Source organism: uncultured Brachyspira sp. (genome assembly GCF_944390595.1).
GTDB lineage: Bacteria > Spirochaetota > Brachyspiria > Brachyspirales > Brachyspiraceae > Brachyspira.
In genome coordinates this window covers 1-22,125 of record NZ_CALXRN010000201.1, presented here as the reverse complement: position 1 = coordinate 22,125, position 22,125 = coordinate 1, and the positions used below count along the sequence as shown (strand labels likewise).

Here is a 22,125-nt window from a genome sequence, read left to right as displayed (position 1 = left end):
ATGTAATTTTCCCGAAAATATTATTTTTACATATATATAACCTTACAAATAAACAAATAGTTAATAAAATTATAAATTAATATAGAAAAAACATTGTGTTTTTTATACTATAATTGTACAATATAGGATATTCAATATATAATTATTTTTTGAGGATATAAAGGTGAAAGATTTACTTATAGAAATATTGGCTGAAGAGATACCTGCAGATTTTGCTTATCCTGCAAGTATAAGTTTTAAAAAGATTATGGAAAATACATTAAAAAATAATGGTGTAAATTTCAAATCTATAGTATCATATACCACTCCAAGAAGATTATCTATTCTTGTTGAAGATGTGGAAGAAAAATCTAAAGATGAAATTATAGAATTCAGAGGACCTCTTTTTGAAAGTGCTGTAAAAGACGGTGTTCCTACAAAAGCAGGGGAAGGCTTCTTAAAATCACATAATATTGATGCCAATTTAATAAAAAATATAGATGAAAATGAATCTTTTGACAAACCATATCTAAAAGATGTAAATGGAAAAAAATATATATTTGTAAAAAAAGAAAAAAAAGGTATAGAAACAAAAAAATTATTTGAAGAAAATCTTGAGGATATAGTTGCTAATATAGATTTTAAAAAGAAAATGAGATGGGCCGATAAAGATTTTGCTTTTGTACGTCCTATTAGAAATGTTCTTGCCTTATTTGGAAATGAAATTATAAAAACTACCGTTGCTGGAATAGAAACTAATAATAAAGTAATAGGACATAGATTATTATCTCCTGAATTTGCAGAAATAAAAAATCCTAAAGATTATGAAAAAACTTTACTTGAAAAACATGTAGTAGTTTCAAGAGAGAAAAGATTAGAAAATATAATAAATCAGTTAGAAAGTATTGAAAAAGAACATGGATATGAAGCTGTTTCTAAGAAAAAAGTATCAGAAATAGTTGTAGATTTAGTAGAAGAAGCATATCTTCTTACAGCTGAATTTGATTCTAAATTCTTAGAAGTACCTAAAGAAGTTCTAACAAGTGAAATGATAGAACATCAAAAGTATTTCCCATTATGTAAAAAAGACGGTTCTCTTACTAATCTATTTGTAATAACAGCTAATCAGCCTAAAACTCCTCAGATAATAGCTGGTAATATAAGAGTATTAACTGCAAGATTATCAGACGGAAGATTCTTGTATCAGGAAGATATCAAAAAAGGCATGGATGAGATGAATGAAAGACTCGAAATGCTTATGTTTAGAAAAGAACTTGGAAGTGTTTCTGATAAAGTAAAAAGACTTGAGAAAAATTCTGAACTTTTAGTAAAACTTTTAGGTTATGAAAAGGATAAAGAAAATATACTTAAAGCAATTAAGTATATGAAGTCAGATTTAGTAAGCAACATGGTTTATAACTTTCCAGAACTTCAAGGTATTATGGGCGGATATTTTGCTAAATTTATAAATCTTAATGATGGTATCGCATTAGCTATTAACGAACAATACAGACCTTTATTTGCTGCTGATGATATACCTTCAAATGATATTGGTAAAGCTATAGCCATACTCGATAAAATGGATAATATTGTTGCTGGTTTCTATGTTGGAGATATACCTACAGGTTCTCAAGACCCTAACGCTTTAAGAAGACAGGCACTTGGTATTATCAATATACTTACAAAATCTAAAAAGCATGTTAATCTAAAAAAATTAATAGAAGATGCTGTAAATTCTATGCCTAAAGATGCAAGAAACAACAAAAGCGAAGATTTAGTTAATGATATATTTGAATTCTTTAAATCACGTTTTGAAAATGATGTTGATTTTGCTAAAGATTCTATAGCTGGAGTTTTATCTACAGGAATAGATGATATGTATGATGCTTACTTAAAAATAGAAGCTATTGATGCATTTAGAAAGAAAAATGAAGAGTTATTTTCTAATCTTCTAGCAGTATTTAAAAGAATTAAGAATATGATTAAATCAGCTAAAGATGTTAATTTGGATGAATCTCTATTAAAAGAAGAGGCAGAAAAATCTCTTTATAATACATATAAAGAAAAATTAAATGAAGTTAATAAACTTATGGAAAATAGAGAATATGAAAAAACATTTGCTTTATTAGCAAGTCTTTATGAACCATTAGATAAATTCTTCAAAGATATTATGGTAAATGTAGATGATGAAAAAATCAAAAACAACCGTATAGCTTTACTTTCTTCAGTTGATAAAATTTTCAAGAATATGCTTGATTTCTCTAGTTTGGTAAAATAATATAAATTATAATAGTAATGAGGCTTTATTAATAAAATAACAAAGCCTCATTTTTTATATCAAAAATTAAATTAATCATGCTAAATTAATTATTATAGTTTTAGATAAATTTAACATTTGTTTCAAAATGAACAATATGTTTGATTTATATAACAAAACAAATCTTAGTAAACATGAAATCAATAAAAAACAAAAAATAAATAAATTTTACAATTGTAAAATTTATTACATATACTTATATTATATAACAAATATATTATAATTTTTAAGGAGAACAAAATGAAAAAAGTACTTTTAATCACTTTAATTGTGTCTGCTTTTGTATTTTCATGCGGTAAAACAGATACTGCTGCATCATCAACAACAGATACAGCAACAAATGAAGCCGGAACTATGAATATAGACTTCCAAGCAGTATTTGGGGAAAAAGCTAATGATGATAACAATTTAACACAAAATTCATATTTGAAAGTATCAGGTACTTATGGAAATATCGATGCAAAAGTTGATGCTGCTACAGGAGCTTCTACTCCTGCAGGATCTACTAAATCTTGGGATGCATACAGATATCAAAATGGTCAATTCGCCGACAATAAAATAGAACGCGGATTTGGATTCTTTGTATTATACGGGGTATCTCCAGCAAAAACTTATAACTTTGACGGAATGGTTACAGGAACTTCTCAAAAAATTTTAGACGGAACTAACGGCCCTATGGTTACAGGTACAGGAGTTACTAAAGATGAAACAGGAGTAATAACTATAAGATATGCTCATGCAGGAGGACCTACTGTTTATCCTTGGGTTTATGAATTAAAGTCTGATACTAACGGTATATTTAAAATAGGATATGGTTCAGATAATAATAAAATGAGTACTTCTCAAATTTCTAATGACACATATTTTACTAATATACAAATGACAACTGATAAAGCTAAAGACGGAATACCTTATTGGCAAGGTAATTTACAAGGTACTTTTGAAAATGATACTTTAACAATAAAAGGTACATTACAAGAAGTTAAATAAAATAAAAAATAAAGGGCTTTATTTTCATAAAGCCCTATAATTTATATAATTATAATTGTTTTGTAAACATTATACCATCGCAATAACTTCCGTCTTTTAATCTGTATCCATTCTTTATAACACCAGCCTCAGTAATCCCTAAAGAACGGTATAATTTAAGTGCTCCTTCATTTAATGAAACAACTCCATTATACTGCAATACTTTAAAACCAAGATCTTTACATCTTTTAAAAGAATCAAGTACAAGCTCTCTTCCTATGCCTTTTCCTCTCATATCAGCTCTTACACCATAAGTTGTATTGCATATATGAGAACGTCTTCCATAACCATTAGGATGAATAAGATAATAACCTAAAACTGTATCGCCGTCCACAGCACATATAACATCTATTTCCTTTTTAAAAAAGGAATATGCCTCATCAAGTTTTAATGGATATTCATCAGGATAAGCAAGTGCAGATTCAACTATTTCATTCCAAATTTTAACAATTTGCTCTACATCTTTTTCCTCATAAGAACGTATAATCATTTAAATACCTCCAAAAATATTAAAATTTAAAATATTGTAATGTATAATAAAATATGATGCATGAAAGCATGCATTAATTTGATTGAAAATACTATGAAAAATCAGTATATTTATAAAAACGTATAATTATATAAAACAAGCAATACTAAAATTTCAAATGCTTCCAAGCTTCATAAAAATGATGAACAGGACCATGTCCTTTACCTACACTATCAACTTTAGCTGCCTCTAAAGCATTAAATAAATATACCTTTCCTAATTTTGATGCTTCCAAAGGAGTTTTACCATGAGCAATATAACTGCATATAGCAGCAGAAAGAGTACATCCTGTTCCATGAGTATTTTTTGTATCTATTCTAACTGCATCTAAAAACTCTTTATAATCCTTACTCATAAACAAATCTCTTGAAAGCTCTCCTTCTAAATGTCCGCCTTTAAGCATTACATTTTTTGCTCCCATATTAAGTATATCATTTGCTGCATCTATCATATCATCATCTGTTTTTATTTTTTTTAATGTCAAATCTTCCGCTTCAGGTATATTAGGAGTAATAATAGTTGATATTGGAATTATATATTTTTTCAAGCTATTAACAGCCTCTTCTAAAAGCAATCTGTCTCCGCTTTTTGCAACCATTACAGGATCAACTATTATTGGTATATTTTTAGCATTTTCATTTAAAAATTTTGCAACTAATTTTATTATATCGCTATTAAAAAGCATTCCTATCTTTATAGCATCCGGTATAATATCATCAAATATGCAGTAAAGCTGTTCCTCTATTGCCTTTATATCTATTTCATAACAGCTTCTTACACCCTGAGTATTCTGTACAGGTAATGCAGTTAATACACTCATACCATAACATCCCAAAGCAGAAAAAGTTTTTAAATCTGCTTGTATGCCTGCTCCTCCTGAACCATCGAATCCTGCTATAGTTAAAGCCTTTATCATTGCAGTATCCTTTATTTTAATTTTTCCATATATTTATCATATATAAATTTACATATTAATCTTGAATTAAATGCAGATAAGTCTAAGTATTCTCCAGCATATTCATTTCCTACTTTTTCAAGTATGCTAATAGAAAAAGTAATCTTATAAGAACCTATGGACATTGAGGCATTTTTAATTACATGTCCAATCTCAATATCCGCCTCTTGAGGCGGCATAATAAATTTTAACCCTATAGGCGACATTTCAACTATCATACCATGAAGTATTTGTCTTACTCCGTCATGTCTGAATACAATCTTGAAATTATCTAAATCATTTATAACTATATGCTTTAATTTCTTTGGCTTTATATTTGCTTTCTCTAACAGCATATTAAACCTATTCAAAAAATCTTTTTCATTAAAAGGTTTTAGCAAAAATCCTGAAACACCAATACGCATCATATTAGAAATAAATTCTTTGCTAGGCTCTAATAAATGTATTATAACATGCACACCATGATACCTATCATCCACATAAATTTTTTCAAGTATATCTAATATTTCCGCATCACCCTCATTAGCTTCTATAATAGCTACAGGAAACGGTCTTTTTCCAAACATTGGAAGAATATTTTTTTTATCTTTTACTTCAACTACCTCATAACCTGCTGTTATTAAAATACTGATAAAACTATCTCTTATCTGTGAAGATGAATCATAAACTAATACTCTCATAAAATTATACCTAGAATTAATTATAATATTTAGTAATATTATAATATAGAAACAATTAAAATCAATAATATATAAAATTTTAATATTCCTAAACTTATACTTCTAATAAAAATAATATTAAAAAAAGTTGTTTTTTTTCTTTAATTATATATAATTAAAGAATGAAGATTTCAGGATATAATTTATTTCCTCCGCTGCTTGGACATATAAAAAATTGGTACAGCCATATTGATAGAATAAAAAATATGGGATTTGAATGGATTTATATAAACCCTATCACATATACAGGTTTCAGCGGAAGTTTATATGCCACTAAATACTATTATCAATATAATCCAGCCTTTTTTACAAGTTCTAATCAAATTGAAGCAGAAAATGAATTAAAAGAATTTATAAAATACTGCAATGATAATAATATAAAAATTATGATAGACCTTGTAATTAATCATTCTTCTAAAGACTGCAGCCTTGTTCAAGAACATTTTGAATGGTATAAAACTAAAGACGGAGTATTACAATCGCCTGGAGCATGGGATAATGGAAAATGGATTGAATGGGGAGATTTAGCCAGTTTTAATAATAATGCAGATCCTAGCAAAGAAGAAGAAAAAGAAAATAGTTCCGATGATAATGATAAAGAAGATGAAGAAGATATAATAATAGGAGAAATACTTAATCCTATATGGTTTTATTGGAATGATCTTATAAAACATAATTTAGATTTGGGATTCAGCGGTTTCAGATGCGATGCTGCTTATAAAGTGCCTAAAGAATTATGGAAATATTTAATAGATAATGCTAAAAAAATTAATAATGAAGTAATATTCTTTGCTGAAAGTTTAGGATGCTCTATAAAAGATACTAAAAATCTTATAAATGCCGGATTCGATTATATAGCAAGCAGTGCTAAATGGTGGGATTATGAGGGAGAATGGTTTATAGAGCAATATGATTTAGCTAGAAAAAGAACCAAACAAATAGCATTTCCTAGTAATCATGATACAAGAAGGCTTATAGAAGAATATGACGGCAATATATGGAGATTGAAGCAAACATTCCTATTCACTGCAATAGTATGCGATATGTGGATGATAACCACTGGTGATGAATATGGTTTCATAAATAGATGCAATGTTGTTGGCGGAAATGAAAAAGACTATGAAAATATAAATTATGATTTGACTGAATATATAAAAAATATGACTAATTATGTAAAAAATAATAATATACTTGCTAATTGCGGAAAAATAGTATCTTTGGATATAGAAGAGAATAAAAAATTAGAAAAATTAAAAAAAGAATGCGAAAATAATCAATCTCAAGAATGCAATAATTATAACGAAAAAGAAAACGATAATAAAAAGGATCCTTTTAGGAAATTTTACAAATATAGTTTAGATGGTAATGATAAACTTTTAATTATAGTAAATATAACCGATAAAAAAGAACAATTGGATACTTCAAAATATGAGATAAGGAGCGATATATCTTTAGATAATAGAATAGAAGATATAACAGAAACTATTGAAATATTGCCTTACCAATTAAAAATATTTACAACTAGAGAAAGAGCATATTGGGTGTAGAAAGCAGATAGTTACAAGGTGTTTTATTATGGAAGAAAGAAAATCTATAGACAGTTTTTTTTTAGATCTATCTATGGGGCTGCTTTGGGCGGAAAATACTAATGAAATAGATAGAGTTGTAGATTTGTTTTTAGAAAAAACTTGTCAATATTATGGTTTCGACTGCGGGGAAGTATATTTTCCTAAAGGAGATTATCTAATTTTAAGAGGAGTATATGGTATTGACAGATACTATGTATGTAAAGTAGATTTTCCTATAGGAGCTACTCATTGTAAAGAAATATTATACGAACAGCAAATATATATTGGAGCAAATATTAATCATACTGATATGGAAGTATTTTCAGATTATTCATCGATATTTGTACTTCCTATATTTTTTTATGCTAAGCCTATAGGTGTAGTAGCTTTTAGAAATAAAGAAAACAAAATAGATTTTTATAATACAATAATAGATGAAATAAAAAATGTTATAGGTCATTTTGCTGTATATGCTAATAATGTACTTCAAAATGTAACATATAAGGAACGGGATAAACAATTAAAATTGCTTAGGGAATTATATATCAAATTAAGCGATGTTGATTATTTTGAAGACAATTTAACTCAATTAGCATATGATATAGCAAACATATTTACAGCAAGTAAAGCATTCATAAGACTTAGAGATAATAATGATAATTTGTATACCAGATCAAGTTATGGTTTTCCGGATAATTTTGACTATTCTATTTTTGACGATCCAAAATATATATCTCAATATTTAGATAATAATATTTATTATATAAACAATGCATCAAAACATGAAGATTATAACAAATTTAGGGGAATAATAAATAGGTCTATATTATTTAATAGTATACCCGTCAAAAAAGGATGTATAGGGTATATAGCGGTCATAGATAAAATACCTGATGCAGTAAATCCATTAGGAGATTTTGATAATAATGATTTGAATCTATTTAACCCGCTTCTTACAAATATATCAAGCAGAATGTCAGAACATTACAATCTTATAGAATTAAGCAAAGCAAATGAAAAAAACACAAAACACATGTCGCGTTTAAATACATTATATGATATAAGCAACATTTTATTAGAACGTTCTAAAACTGAAGATATATTATTCTTACTGCTTACTATAGCAACAATAGGAGATGTATTTGCTTTTAATAGGGCATTTGCTTTTCTTTATGACAAAGAATTTAATGTATTTAGAGGCCGTATGTGTGTTGCTCCAAAAAATGCTGATGATGCCGGAATGATATGGAGAAATATGCAAAATATGGACAAGTATGCCCTTAGAGAAAAATTAATGCTTTCATTTGATAAAAGAAGTTTAGAAGATTCATGGGATTTAAATCAGAAATTTTTAAATACTGTTATACCTAATAATAAAAACTGCAAATTATTTTTTGATGTATTTAATAACAAAAACAATATAAATATAAAACATATAGACAGCAGCAGTGAGGAAATTAATCAAATAAAGAAATATACAGATATATTTGGAGACCATCCATTTGCAATAATACCAATAATGAATTCTATAAATTGTATAGGAATGGTAGTGGTAGATAATCCTTATAATGGAAAGCCTATACCTGAAGATGATTTAGACTATCTAAAAATGTTCGGAAGACAAGCTGCTGTAGCTTTGGAATATTCTTCACTTTACAATGAAATAGAAAAAAACAATAATGCTCTTAAAGCTGCTCAAAAAAGCATATTAGATTTAAAAAGTTTAGCTATAATTGGAGAGATGAGTTCTTCAATGGCACATAACTTAAGAAATTTTATAGTACCTATAGCCGGATTTGCAAATAGACTAGTAAAAGTAAGTAATGATGAAACTATAAAAAATTATGCTCAAATAATAGCGAGTGAAGTTGAAAATTTAGAAAATTATTTAAGAAGGAATTTATCATTTGCTAAAAGCATTAATTTAGAAATAGATAATATTAATATTGACGATATGATAAAATATTTAACTATTTTATCAAAGGAATATATAAAAAAGAGCGGTAAAAATATAAAATTTTATGCTGCTAAAATTACAAAAGAAAATATTGTAAGATGGGATTATGACAGGATGAATGAAGTCATATTCAATCTGATAATAAATGCTATAGATGCTATAAATGATAGTGAAGAAAACTCTATAATTAGTGTTATATTTAACGACAATGCTTATAAGGAATCTATGATAGATATAATAGTTGAAAATACAAATTCATACATAGAACCTGAATTGGCTGATAAAATATTCACTCCGTTTTTTACAACAAAAAGCCATGGAGTCGGAATAGGTTTAGCAATATCTAAAAGAATAGTAGAAGCACATGGCGGAAGCATAATGCTTAAAAGTATAAATGAAAATTTTAAAGTAACAACATTTTTTGTTTCTATACCAGTTAGTTTAAACAATTAAATACTATTTTCCGATAATTATTTTGGAGAGTTTTATTATGGCAAAAATAAGCGAAGCTGCTAAAGCAGAGTGTACTAGGATGCAAAATAAATATAAAGATTTGCTTGCAGGTACTGAAGAGCTTTTAGCAAAAGTTGAAAAAGATTTATTATCTATAGAAGATCCGTTTGAGGCATCAAGAAAAAAAATAGATGCTGCTATACTCTATATTAGAGCATCTTCTTTCATTGCAACAATATGCTACATTGCTATAGAATACATAGAGGTACGTTCTGATAATCAATTAAATGACGGCAGAAGATATATTAATAAAGCAATAATGCTGTTAGAAGAAGTATTCGGCAATCATACAGATGACTCTTTATCTTTAAATGAAGAAATACATGAATATTTAAAAGATAAATTAACTGATGAATGGAGATATAAATTTGTATGTTCATTCGGATATGTTATAGATTATTTCAAATACTGCTATGGAGAAAACTCTAAATGGCTTCAAAATTTTATTGAAATAGAAGGCAGATTTGCAATATTAGCCAAAAATATGATAGATTTTAAAAATTATATAAAAGAATTAAGTCCTGAATTAGAAGGATATAAATTCAGAGTAAAAATGATGGATCTTGTAAAAACTTTATTGGCTGCTGCTGCTGAACAATACAGAACTAAATATGAATTGCAGGATAAAAGATTAGATGATATGAAAATGGCATTAAATATCATAGCTTCCCTTAGAAGAATACATGTTTATTTAAATGAAGTAGAAGAATCTGAAGAGAAAAAGAAAATGTATGACCTTTGGAAGAAAAAAATGGATGCCGATATAAAGAAAATGAAATAAACTAATCCATTTCTACCCTATCTATTATACTTCTAGCTAAAGACCTTGAATCAGCATTTTCTATGTCGCTGGATAAGGAAATTCCATAGGTAATACGTGTAATTTTACCATTAAAATTATTGTCTTTCAAAACTTTATGTATATATGATGCTGTTGTATCAGCTTCTAATGAGGCACTAAATGCTATCATTATTTCATCAATTGTGTTGTCGTTAATACGTTTTATAAACTCCTTTATTCTTATATCACTTATTCCAATACCTTTAAGAGGTGCTATAAGACCTCCTAATACATGATAAACCCCGTTATACTCCTCTGTTTTTTCTATTGCAAGCATATCCGGATAATTTTCAACAATACATATTCTTTTATGATCTCTATTTTCATTTGCACAAATATAACATATATCATCTTCACTCAAGCTATAACATTCTGTACATAGTTTTATATTATCATGCAATGTTAATAAAGTATTAGCAAACTCTTTTAAATACTCCTCATCGCAATCAAATAAATATAATGCAAGACGCATAGCAGTTCTTCCGCCTATACCTGGAAGTCTTGATATTATTTGATTGAGTTTATCCAAAGAAGGAATATTATTCAAATTTTAATCCTTATCATCATCTTTATTATTATTCATATTGTTCATCATATCATTCATCTTTGAAATCATATCCGGTGTTATAGAATCTAAGGATATATTGAGTTTACCATCTTTATATTCTACAGAAGTCATTTTACTTATATCACTGAACATTTTATTCATCTCTCCCCAATTCATATTGAATGGATTAATATTATCTTTAGCACTTTTATTAATATGTTCAGGCTCATCATTATTCTGTTTTAATTCCTTTACTTTTGATACGGCCTCATTGATACTTGAAGTTATCATTTCTTCTAATAATTCTTTTTGATCTTTTATTAATAGGCTTTCATCTATATTTAAACTTAATATATTAAAAGATTTATCCATGGTTAAAGAAATCAAATTACCAGCAGAACTGTATTTGATAGTATTTTCACTCATATAAAAACTCCATATATTTTTTATTAATAATACATTCTTTTTAATAATTTATCAATCAAATTTAAATTTATATATTTGACTTTTTTTGATGATGTAGTATCATAAATATAAAGTTGGTTATGAATAATCTTATATTGGATTAATTTAATGAAAAAATTTATTTTACTATTTCTAATTTTATTTACAGGTTTTATATTTCCTCAAGAAATAGGAAAAAAATACCAAAAAGAAAATATAGCTGTATTTGAAATACAAGATCCAGCTGGAGCATACGGTAAAGGATTAGGTAAAAAAGTAACAGCATTAATAGAAAATGCTCTTACTAGAATGGGAAGATTTAATGTTGTAGACAGGCAAAATTTAGATAAATACTTAAAAGAAATGGAACTTCAATTAACAGGCATAACTGATAAGCAGGTTATTGAAGTTGGAAAAATATACGGATATTCCAAGGCTATCATAGGAAAGCTTACATCTGCAAATGTTACTTATGATTATGACAGCTATGAAGGAACAGGAATTGTATACGGCGATGTAGAGTTAGTACTTCAAATAGTAGATGTTGAAACCACTAAAATATTAAATTCTTCAAGATTAAAAGGTACAAGTTATTATAGTGTTTCAAGTTATCCTTCCTATGCTCTTAGAGAAACTGCAATTAATGATGCTGTTAACGACTTAGTCGGAAAAGTAGAAACTAAAATGAGAAATACATTTAAAATAACAATAAAGATTGCAGATATAAGCGATGGAAATGTTATATTATTGGCAGGAAAAACTCATGGTGTAGATAAAAAAACAAGATTTAAAGTATATTCTGAAAAAGATGACATAGTACTTCCATCCGGAACTATAATAAAAGGCGGATATAAATATAAAGGAACTTTGAGAATTAAAGAATTAGGAGGCGAATATTCAATAGCCAAAATTACAAGAGGAAATAATATAGCAATTGGAGATATAGCAAGAGAAACATATATAGGTGATTTTGGAATAGGCATAGCATTAAATTATGCTTCATACAATATAAAACCATTTGAAAAAACATATCAAAGTCCAATAAGGCCTAATGAGGGAAAATTAAGAATATTATTAAATAAAAATGAATATGCTTTAGGATTGCATTTAAAAATAGGATATAACGGAGAATTATTTTCACCTAATTTAAGTGTCGGTATACTTTTCGGTGATTTTCTAAAAAGCAGTTATGGTGTAGATACTAGATTTAATTTTGATATTAATATAAATCTTTATAAAGAAGTACTAAGGCTTGTGATATCTCCATATATTGGAATGGGTATAACATTTACAACTATAGGAGAAATATACGGCGGAAATTATTATACAGATAATTACAGTTATTTATTAAACGGCAGTAAAATTGAATCCAGAGATATTATGTTTGGTATAGGAGCAATAGCTTCTTTACAGTATAATATCACTGATACTATAGGAATGAATTTTGGTGTTGGATATAGATTTTATACCGATCCTATTAATTTAGGTGTTTATAGTGATGGAAATGAATTTACTTTGCCGGAAAAAATTAAGCCTGTTAATCTTACCGGTTTAGAATTTACTTTAGGAGCGTATTTTATTTTATAATGTATAGGTTGTTTAATATATTAGTAATTTCAATTTGTTTATTTTCAAATACAGTTTTCGGAGCATTTTATTTTTCTGATATTACAAAAGAATATGAAACTAATGCCTCACAGGAACGAAATGAAATAACAGAAACTCAAGAAGAACTCAAATCTGAATATAATATTGATACAAATAATATGAATTCTTTCTTTATGATGGATGGAAATAATATTATAAGTCAAAATGGAGTAACAAGTTCACCAGTACTTCCTGAAGAATCTTTTAAAAGTAATCCGTTTAGATACACAGAAGTAACTTTTATACTTACCGCATTTTTCTCATATACTTATGCTACTTATTTAGTATTCGGATTAGAAAGCTTAGAAAATGCCAATGTAGCACCATCAACTACAGGAAGAAACAGATATAAATCTTTATGGATATCACCTACTCTATTTGAAATAACAGCTGCAGTATTTTGCGGTGCTGCTGTAGCTTATGATAGTTACCAAAGAGTATTTGGAAAAAATAAAGACGGATTTAGTTGGCATTTTATGCCTTATTACGAACCTGTCACTAAAGATGGAGGATTTTTATTATCATTAAGTCACCCATTATGATGAACAGGTTTTTTTCTTCTTATAAATTTTGGAAGTAAATTTTTATTTAATAATATTAAATAGAATACAAAGCATAATGCTATTAAAAATGCTAATATTAAAGCACCTCTTATATTTATATAATTATCATTTTCACTATTTGAATAAGAATATGAGCTTGAAGGCTTTGTGCTTTCTTCTGTTTCATCTTTAATTATTTTTATTATTTTTTCATTTTTAGCTTCATCTAAATAGCCAAAAGTTTTTGCATAAGAAAGAATATATTCTTTGTCATTTTTTAATCTTTCTATATTATTTGATATTTGGGTTTTTCTTCTATTTAATTCTTCTATCTTTTCTTTTTTATTATCTATTAAGACCTTTTTAGAATCTAATGTAAGGAAGCCTTTTGAACTAAAAACAAAAATATATATTGTAAAAAGAATACATGCCAATATAAAAAAATAAAAAATTTTGGAACTAATTCTTATATTAAAATACATAAACATATAACCTTTTCAAATATGAGTATATTATCGGATGCAATTTCTTAAAATTAATATGCCGGCTCATAAAATCATATTATATATTTATACATACTGTATTGTATTACAATATCAATATTTTTATAAAAACAACTTTAATATATTTATAATAAAATAGCATAATTAATACTTTAAAATAAAAAGCCATAATGAAAATTAAAATCATTACGGCTTTAATTCTTATTAATCTATTTGTTTTGTTTTTGCTATTACCAACTCTCTTACACATATATCCTGAGGCATATTATAGGCAAACTCTATACAATTAAGTATATCAGAGGCATTTAAGCCATTACCTATGCTTTTTTTCCATTCAATATAATCAGATTTTATATTTTCATCTGTTGTATGATCTAAAAGATGAGTTTCAACAACACCAGGAGCTACAACAATTACTCTAACATTTTTATCAGCTACTTCTTCTCTAATACTTTCTGTTATTGCATGTACGGCGAATTTACTTCCGCAATATACTCCATGATTTTTAAATGTTTTTCTTCCGGCTATAGAGCTTATATTTATAATAGTTCCTTCATTTCTTTTTATCATATCCGGAAGTATAATATTTGTAGTAGTTAATATTCCATTTATATTAACATCTATCATATTTTTCCATTCATTATAGCTTTGTTTATCTATATTACCAAGAAGCATTACACCAGCACAGTTTATAAGCAAATCTGTTTTTCCGTATTTATCTTCAGCCATTTTTACAGCTGATTTTACTTCTTCTAAATTTGTAACATCAACTTTAGCACTAATAGAATTAGGCAAATTCAAATTATCCATAATATCTTTTCTTCTTGACATTAAAAGTGTTGGATATCCATTCTGTGAAAATCTTTTTGCTATCTCCATTCCTATTCCTGAACTAGCTCCTGTAATTACTACTAATTTCTTCATATAAAAAAACTCCTTTATAAAAATAATTTATGACTTATAATACAGTAATAAATAACTTCCACAAGAACGGAAATAACTGTTATTAAGTAACATTAATTTCACTATTAAAATAATAGGATTTACTTATGAAAAAAATTAAAGTTGCATCGGAAATAGGAATAACACTTTATATGATAGGAGGAAAATATAAGCCTCTTATACTAAATTATCTTATAGAAAATAAAACAAAAAGATTTAATGAAATGCTGCGTTATATGAAGCCTATATCACAAAGAACATTAACTAATCAGCTTAGAGAGTTAGAAGAAGACGGACTTATTAACAGAAAAGTATATCCGGAAGTACCGCCAAAAGTAGAATATTCTGTTACAAAGAAAGGAAAATCATTATCAAAAATATTAGAAGCTATGTGCGAATGGGGCGAGAAAAATATTGATGAAAGATTTGAAATAACTAATCCTCAATGTTTAGATTAAAAAGCCATAATCTTTTAATTTAAGACTATGGCTTCATTTTTATATATTTATAATATTTTTTATTTGAAATAATTTACGCCGTTTTCAAAAATGTTGTAAATATCTTTTGTTATTATATTTTTATATAAATTATTTGAGTATCTTTCGCTATGTCCCATCTTACCTAATACTTTTCCGTCCTCTGAAATTATACCTTCAATAGCATAAGCAGAACCATTAGGATTGAATCTGAACTCATTAGTAGGTTTTGATTCAAAGTTAACATACTGAGTAGCAATCTGTCCTTTTTTGATTAATTCTTTTATTATATTTTCATCAGCAAAGAATCTTCCCTCACCATGAGAAACAGGTACAACTAATTCGCTTCCTACAGGTATATTATAAAGCCAAGGAGAATTATTTGATACTACCTTTGTTGTTACCATTTGGGAAATATGTCTTCCTATTTTATTGAATGTAAGAGTAGGAGATTTTTCTGTAATATTTCCTATTTTACCATAAGGAAGAAGCCCTGATTTTATTAATGCTTGGAATCCATTACATATACCCAAAACAAGTCCGTCGCGTTCTAATAATTTATGTATAGAATTTTTTATTTTTTCATTTGTAAGTATTGCAGAAATAAACTTTCCGGAACCATCAGGCTCATCTGCAGCACTAAATCCTCCTGGAATCATAAATATTTGAGAATTATCTATTTTTTTAGACATTTCATCAATAGATTCTTTTATGTATTCTGGTTTAATGTTTCTAAATACAAAAATATCAGTATTAGCTCCTGCATCAGAGAATGCTTTTTGAGTATCATATTCACAGTTAGTACCTAAGAATGCTGCTATTAAAACATTAGGCTTAGCTGTTTTATTTTTGCATATAAATGGTGCTTCTCTTTTGTATTCAGATAATGTATAAGTTTCAATATCTTCATAAGTTTTATAAGGGAATACCGGAGATAATTTTTCAAGCCATGATTTTTCTGCTTCTTCTAAATCTACAGTTTCTCCGCATACTTTTATTTTATATTCATTAATAGTTTTTCCTATAAGTACAGCATTTTTATAATTTAATTCTTCTTTAGTTTCAATTATAAATGAAGCAGGCATTAAATTAAAGAAATAAAGCTCATCTTTTATATCAACGCCTATTCTGTTACCAAAAGACATTTTTGTTAAAGCTTCAGCAATACCTCCGAATTTGATAGTGTATGCTGATAATATTTTTTTGTCTTTTATGTTTTTATATATAAAGTCAAAATTCTCTTTTATTTCAGAAACATTAGGCATGTAATTTTCTAGCATATTATGTTTTATTAAGTAAACATAATTATTAGCTGATTTGAACTCCGGAGATATAACATCACTACTGTCAACAGTTGATACTGCAAATGATATTAAAGTGGAAGGCACTGATATATTATTAAAAGTACCGCTCATAGAATCCTTACCGCCTATAGCAGGTATATCAAATTCAGTCTGAGCATATATTGTGCCGAGTAATGCAGAATAAACCTTACCCCATTTTTTAGCATCATTACCTAATTTCTCAAAATATTCTTGAAATGATAATCTTATATTTTTATAATCAGCACCTATAGAAACAAGTTTTGACATTGATTCTATTACAGAATATATTCCTCCATGGAACTCTGACCATTTCATTATAGAAGGATTGTATCCCCAAGTAATAGCAGAAGCAGTATTTATTTGTTTTGCATTATTATCGAATATAGGTATTTTTTGAATGCTTACATCGCTTGGAGTCATTTGATACTTTCCGCCGAAAGGCATTAATACAGTTGTTGCTCCTATTGATGAGTCAAACATTTCAATAAGTCCCTTTTGAGAAGCAACATTCAAATCTTCTATCATATTAAACCAATGAGATGTTAAAGAACATGCATTCTTTGTGTTAAATGGATTATTTTCAAAATTAATATCTTTAAGTACAGCATTAGTTTCTTGTTTAGCTCCGTTAGTGTCTAAAAACTTACAGCTTATATCTACAATTTTTTTGCCTTTCAAATACATTACAAGTCTGTTAGTATCTGTTATAGTTGCAACTTTTGTAGCTTCAATATTTTCTTCATTGGCAAGTTTTATAAATGTATCTGCATCCTTACTTTCAACAACAACAGCCATTCTCTCCTGAGATTCTGATATTGCAAGTTCAGTACCATTCAAACCTAAATATTTAACAGGCAACACATCAAGATTAATGTCAATTCCGTCTGATAATTCACCTATAGCAACAGAAACACCGCCGGCACCGAAGTCATTACATTTTTTTATTAATTTAGTAACCTCTTTATTTCTGAATAATCTTTGAATCTTTCTCTCTTCCGGAGCATTACCTTTTTGTACTTCAGCACCGCAAAGTCTTAAAGATGTATCAGTATGGCTTTTTGATGAACCAGTAGCACCGCCGCATCCGTCTCTTCCTGTTCTTCCTCCAAGCACTATAACTATATCACCTGCTTTAGGCTTTTCTCTGCGAACATAATTTACAGGAACAGCTCCAACAACTGCACCTACTTCAAGTCTTTTTGCCTTATATCCTTCATCATATACTTCATTAACTAAACAAGTTGTAAGCCCTATTTGGTTACCGTAAGAAGAATATCCGCTTGCTGCAGTTGTTGTAATTTTCTTCTGAGGAAGTTTACCTGGCAAAGTATCCTCTAGCTTTTCTAATGGATTAGCACTTCCTGTAACTCTTATCGCCTGATATACATAGCTTCTTCCAGAAAGAGGGTCTCTTATAGCTCCTCCCAAACAAGTAGAAGCACCTCCGAAAGGTTCAATCTCTGTAGGGTGATTATGAGTTTCGTTTTTAAACATCAATAAATATTTTTCTGTTTTATTTTTTCCGTTCTCATCAACAGCATCAACATCTATATAAATAGAACATGCATTTATCTCATCTGAAATTTCTAAATCTTCAAGTTTTCCTTTTTTCTTTATATATTTAGCAGATACAGTTGCCATATCCATTAAATTAATATCTCTTTTACTATCAACATCCTCACCGTAAAGCTCTTTTCTCATACTATAATATCTATTAATAGCATTGAGTATAACTTCTGAAAAATTACTATTATCATTTTCTAATTTTACATCAGTAATCTTTGTCATGAATGTTGTATGTCGGCAATGATCTGACCAATATGTATCGAGTACTTTTATTTCTGTTTCTGTTGGGTTTCTTTTCTCTTCATTTTTGAAATAATTTTGTACGAACTCTATATCTTTATAAGTCATAGCCAAATCAAGAGCATCTCTATATTTATGAAGTTCATCTATATTTAAGTTAATAAAATTATCTAAATCTTTAATATCATCAGCTTTCTGATAAGGTTCTATTTCTAATTTATTTAAATCTTTTTCTCTGCTTTCTACAGGGTTAATATAGAATTTTTTTATTTTCTCTATAGTATCATCATCTATATTTCCTTCAAAAACTACAACCTTTCCGCTTACTATTGCTGCATCTTTTATATCATTATAAATAAGCTTCAAACATTGTAATGCTGAATCTGCTCTTTGATCGAATTGTCCGGGTAAATATTCTACGGCAAAATGCTTTAAACTTTCAAACTCTTTCTTTTCTACTATTTTATCAGTAGGAGGTTCTGAAAATATTACTTTAATGGAATTATTTAACTGACTTTCTTCTATATTAAAGATATCATAAACATTTAAAAGTCTTACATTACATTTTATTTTGAAATTTTCTTTTAATTGATTTTCTAATCTTTTAGCTTCCAAATTAAAGCCGTCTTTTTTTTCGATGAAAATACGATAGTTCATTGATATTATTTCCTAATTTAATTTTTTTAATATAATGATTATATATATAATGATTATTATATCAATAGTATTATAAATTGAATATATATAAATTATTTTAAATAGATTTTGACAAAATAAAAAATTTTAAGTATAATATATTTATAATGAAAAATAAAACAAAGATAATATTCATACTTTCTATTATTTTTATAGCTGTTATATTAAGAATAATAACCTTTTCTCAAAATTTTATAGAAAATTTTTATTCAAGAATAGTATATAAGTTCATAGCAGGAAATATAGGAAATCTAACATCATTATTGAGTTTTTCACTTGGAGAATATTTATTAATTGTATTTATACTTTTAATAATTTTGTATATTATATTAACTGTAAAAAAAATACTTTTTTCAAAAAAAGATATAAAAGATAAACTAAAAATATTTGGAAATTTTATTTATAATTTAGTATGCTTAGCAATCATTATATATATTCTTTTTCTTGCAGTATGGGGATTAAATTATAATAGAGTACCATTAATAGAAAACTATTCATCATATAATGATAAACCAATAAATAATGATGATATTTATTTATTAGCTGATAATTTAATAAAAAACATTAACAATTTAAAAGATGAAATGAAATATATTAAAGTGGTTACTAATTATCAGGCTTTGAATAGAATGGTAGAATCTGAATATAATAAAGTATTTGAAGAGTTTGATTTCTTATCAATGTCATATTCCAAAACGAAGCCCATAATGATGTCAAAACTATTTCTGTACTTACAGATAACAGGTATATACTCTCCATTTACATCAGAAGCAAATGTTAATACGCTTATACCTAATATATCATTGCCTTTCACAATAGGACATGAAATGGCACATAAAATAGGGATAGCTTATGAAGATGAGGCTAATTTTATAGCATACATAGCATGTTCAAAACATAGCGATCCTTTTATAAGATATTCTGCTAATTTTGAAGCTTTATTATATGTGTTGGGAGAACTAAAAAGAGATGAAAATTATGCTCATTTAATGTCTAATTTAAATAATGACACTAAAGAAGAAATAAAAAAATATTATGAGTTTTGGCAGAAATATATGGGAAATTTATCAAAAGTGAGTCAAAAAGTTAATGATACATATTTGAAAGCAAATAATCAAAAAGATGGTGTAAAAAGCTATTCAAGAGTTGTTAAATTATTAGTATTGTATCATAGAAGTATAAATTCACTTACTTAAATAAAAATTAGATTTTTACGATAATAAAGAATATAATAAATTTAATAAAGGTATTTTATGCGTTTAGATGAACCTCCTTATTTTTACAAGTGCAAAAGCTGTAACAGAAGATTTAGTGTAAGAAGAAAAAAAACAACAATATCTATATTATTTTTTAAAATAAATCCTCAAAAATGCCCCTATTGTAAAAGCGGAAGAACAAAAAATATTGATGAAATGGTAAAAAATACATAATCATCAATTATTCTTTTTATTAGGCATACTAAGTAATATTAAAGCAACTATAGTCAAAATAATACCAAACACAGAAAGAATAGTAGGTATTTCATTAAAAAATATTACACCGAATATCGTTGAAGCTGCCGGCTCGCATGATGCTAAAATAGAAGCCTTTCCTGCATCCATATGATTTAATGATATTGTATAAAATAAATAAGGCAGTATCAAAACTAATATAGAATGCATAATAATAAATATAGATACAGATACTTTATATTCTTTTATAAGATATGCAACAGTATTCCAATCAGCAAAAGGTATTGTAACAATTGAAATAAATATAAATGCATATAAAGTTATAGTAAGTGAATTATATCCTTTATTTATGGCCTTTCTTGATATTATAGTATAAAGAGCATAAGAAAGAGCACAAAGCAATCCGCTTGCCACTCCCCATAATGATAATCGTACATCAGAATACAAAACATTACTCACAAATACACATCCGATAAATGCCAATATTATAGAAATTATTTTTATTAAAGTAATTTTCTCTTTATAGAAAAAATAAGAAAGAAGCACAACAAATACAGGAGACAAACTCAATAAAACAGCTGCTAATGATAATGATAAATATTTTACAGACTCATTAAAAAAAATATTTATTCCGAACATACCAACTATACCAGCTGATATAAACATAAATATATCTTTAACTTTGATTTTTATTAATTCTTTTTTATATATAAGTATTGAAATAAACATTACAATAACAGCTATAATCATTTTAGAAGATACTATAGTTATATTATTCATACCTAAATCTATAGATTTTCTTACAAATATTCCAGCTGCTCCCCATAATATTCCTGATAGTATAGGAAATATTGGTATAATCCTTTTTAACATTTTATTCCTTTTTATCTTTAATTTTAACGCAGGCGGAATTTTAAATTAAAATAATTATTTGTCAATCATCAATACTATTGAATTATTATATTATTTAGTATATAAGTTAATTATATATAAATTGGAGAATCGATTATTTATGAATAATGATTTACTAAATAATAATAGTGATGAATTGCCTGAAATTGAAATATATAACAGCAAAAGAAAATTAGTTTTATTATTATTATTTTCTTCTGTTTTTATTGTAATTTCAATATTATCTTTTATGCATTCAAATTCTTATAAAAAAATATTATTTGTTGTTAGTTTGTCATTTTTTTTAATACACTTTTTGATTTTTATAGTTCAGTTACTAAAATTAGGAAAGCCTATAATTGTTTTAGATGAAAATGGTATAATGTATAATATGCTATTAAAAAATAAAAATATATTTGTAAAATGGACTGATATTAGAGAAATATCT

The 22,125-nt window shown here is 26.9% G+C and carries 20 protein-coding genes; 11 read left to right on the top strand and 9 right to left on the bottom strand.

The annotated features are described in order from the left end of the window. Positions 1-163: 163 nt before the first annotated feature. Both glyS and Q0J90_RS12285 read left to right on the top strand, forming a co-directional pair. Positions 164-2,257: a glycine--tRNA ligase subunit beta gene (gene glyS / locus Q0J90_RS12290; protein ID WP_297278189.1), complete on the top strand. Its 2,094-nt coding sequence runs from the start codon at positions 164-166 to the stop codon at positions 2,255-2,257. Positions 2,258-2,536: 279 nt separating this feature from the next. Further along, positions 2,537-3,286, top strand: a complete 750-nt coding sequence (locus tag Q0J90_RS12285; RefSeq protein WP_297278188.1) for a hypothetical protein — start codon at positions 2,537-2,539, stop codon at positions 3,284-3,286. 49 nt (positions 3,287-3,335) lie between these two features. Here the strand turns inward: Q0J90_RS12285 and Q0J90_RS12280 are convergent, their stop codons facing one another. From Q0J90_RS12280 to Q0J90_RS12270, 3 genes are all read right to left on the bottom strand, one after another. Then, the gene (locus tag Q0J90_RS12280; RefSeq protein WP_028329982.1) at positions 3,336-3,815 is read right to left on the bottom strand and encodes a GNAT family N-acetyltransferase; all 480 of its coding nucleotides are present in this window, start codon (positions 3,813-3,815) and stop codon (positions 3,336-3,338) included. A 145-nt stretch (positions 3,816-3,960) separates the two neighbouring features. Then, positions 3,961-4,770: a bifunctional hydroxymethylpyrimidine kinase/phosphomethylpyrimidine kinase gene (thiD, locus tag Q0J90_RS12275; RefSeq protein WP_297278187.1), complete on the bottom strand. Its 810-nt coding sequence runs from the start codon at positions 4,768-4,770 to the stop codon at positions 3,961-3,963. Positions 4,771-4,781: 11 nt separating this feature from the next. Further along, positions 4,782-5,489: a response regulator gene (locus Q0J90_RS12270; RefSeq protein WP_297278186.1), complete on the bottom strand. Its 708-nt coding sequence runs from the start codon at positions 5,487-5,489 to the stop codon at positions 4,782-4,784. Between the two features lie 161 nt (positions 5,490-5,650). Between Q0J90_RS12270 and Q0J90_RS12265 the strand changes: the two genes are divergently transcribed. The 3 genes from Q0J90_RS12265 to Q0J90_RS12255 are packed head-to-tail and all read left to right on the top strand — an operon-like array spanning position 5,651 to position 10,347. Continuing rightward, positions 5,651-7,075 carry an alpha-amylase family glycosyl hydrolase gene (locus Q0J90_RS12265; protein WP_297278185.1) on the top strand — a complete coding sequence of 475 codons (1,425 nt, stop codon included), beginning with the start codon at positions 5,651-5,653 and terminating at the stop codon, positions 7,073-7,075. Positions 7,076-7,103: 28 nt separating this feature from the next. Further along, entirely contained in the window at positions 7,104-9,506 is a 2,403-nt protein-coding gene (locus tag Q0J90_RS12260; RefSeq protein ID WP_297278184.1) for an ATP-binding protein, read from the top strand. Positions 9,507-9,543: 37 nt separating this feature from the next. Then, a complete protein-coding gene (locus tag Q0J90_RS12255; protein WP_297278183.1) occupies positions 9,544-10,347 on the top strand; it encodes a hypothetical protein in 804 nt (267 codons plus the stop codon). 1 nt (position 10,348) lies between these two features. On the opposite strand, the gene recR is transcribed toward Q0J90_RS12255, so the two are convergent. Beyond that, a complete protein-coding gene (gene recR, locus Q0J90_RS12250; protein ID WP_297278182.1) occupies positions 10,349-10,954 on the bottom strand; it encodes a recombination mediator RecR in 606 nt (201 codons plus the stop codon). Between the two features lie 3 nt (positions 10,955-10,957). Then, entirely contained in the window at positions 10,958-11,380 is a 423-nt protein-coding gene (locus Q0J90_RS12245; RefSeq protein ID WP_297278181.1) for a YbaB/EbfC family nucleoid-associated protein, read from the bottom strand. A gap of 147 nt (positions 11,381-11,527) precedes the next feature. Here Q0J90_RS12245 and Q0J90_RS12240 point away from each other — a divergent pair, with 147 nt between their 5' ends. Continuing rightward, positions 11,528-12,985, top strand: coding sequence for a CsgG/HfaB family protein (locus Q0J90_RS12240; protein ID WP_297278180.1), 1,458 nt, complete (start codon positions 11,528-11,530; stop codon positions 12,983-12,985). A gap of 8 nt (positions 12,986-12,993) precedes the next feature. Beyond that, positions 12,994-13,587, top strand: a complete 594-nt coding sequence (locus Q0J90_RS12235; protein ID WP_297278196.1) for a hypothetical protein — start codon at positions 12,994-12,996, stop codon at positions 13,585-13,587. On the opposite strand, the gene Q0J90_RS12230 is transcribed toward Q0J90_RS12235, so the two are convergent. Together Q0J90_RS12230 and Q0J90_RS12225 are read right to left on the bottom strand one after the other, a co-directional pair. Further along, positions 13,575-14,069, bottom strand: coding sequence for a septum formation initiator family protein (locus tag Q0J90_RS12230; protein ID WP_297278179.1), 495 nt, complete (start codon positions 14,067-14,069; stop codon positions 13,575-13,577). The genes Q0J90_RS12235 and Q0J90_RS12230 overlap by 13 nt on opposite strands. 225 nt (positions 14,070-14,294) lie before the next feature. Further along, positions 14,295-15,014 (bottom strand): SDR family oxidoreductase, encoded by a 720-nt coding sequence (locus Q0J90_RS12225; protein WP_297278178.1) that lies wholly within the window; start codon positions 15,012-15,014, stop codon positions 14,295-14,297. A gap of 125 nt (positions 15,015-15,139) precedes the next feature. On the opposite strand from Q0J90_RS12225, the gene Q0J90_RS12220 reads away from it, so the two are divergent. Then, a complete protein-coding gene (locus tag Q0J90_RS12220) occupies positions 15,140-15,490 on the top strand; it encodes a helix-turn-helix domain-containing protein (RefSeq protein WP_297278177.1) in 351 nt (116 codons plus the stop codon). Between the two features lie 59 nt (positions 15,491-15,549). Here Q0J90_RS12220 and Q0J90_RS12215 read toward each other — a convergent pair whose 3' ends face one another. Continuing rightward, positions 15,550-19,296, bottom strand: a complete 3,747-nt coding sequence (locus Q0J90_RS12215; protein WP_297278176.1) for a phosphoribosylformylglycinamidine synthase — start codon at positions 19,294-19,296, stop codon at positions 15,550-15,552. A gap of 146 nt (positions 19,297-19,442) precedes the next feature. Between Q0J90_RS12215 and Q0J90_RS12210 the strand changes: the two genes are divergently transcribed. Both Q0J90_RS12210 and Q0J90_RS12205 read left to right on the top strand, forming a co-directional pair. Beyond that, positions 19,443-20,531 (top strand): DUF3810 domain-containing protein, encoded by a 1,089-nt coding sequence (locus Q0J90_RS12210; protein WP_297278175.1) that lies wholly within the window; start codon positions 19,443-19,445, stop codon positions 20,529-20,531. Between the two features lie 57 nt (positions 20,532-20,588). Then, positions 20,589-20,765, top strand: coding sequence for a hypothetical protein (locus Q0J90_RS12205; RefSeq protein WP_297278174.1), 177 nt, complete (start codon positions 20,589-20,591; stop codon positions 20,763-20,765). A 3-nt stretch (positions 20,766-20,768) separates the two neighbouring features. On the opposite strand, the gene Q0J90_RS12200 is transcribed toward Q0J90_RS12205, so the two are convergent. Continuing rightward, positions 20,769-21,659, bottom strand: coding sequence for a DMT family transporter (locus tag Q0J90_RS12200; RefSeq protein ID WP_297278173.1), 891 nt, complete (start codon positions 21,657-21,659; stop codon positions 20,769-20,771). 139 nt (positions 21,660-21,798) lie between these two features. Between Q0J90_RS12200 and Q0J90_RS12195 the strand changes: the two genes are divergently transcribed. Beyond that, a partial coding sequence (locus Q0J90_RS12195) for an STM3941 family protein (protein WP_297278172.1) occupies positions 21,799-22,125 on the top strand: 327 nt, incomplete at its 3' end.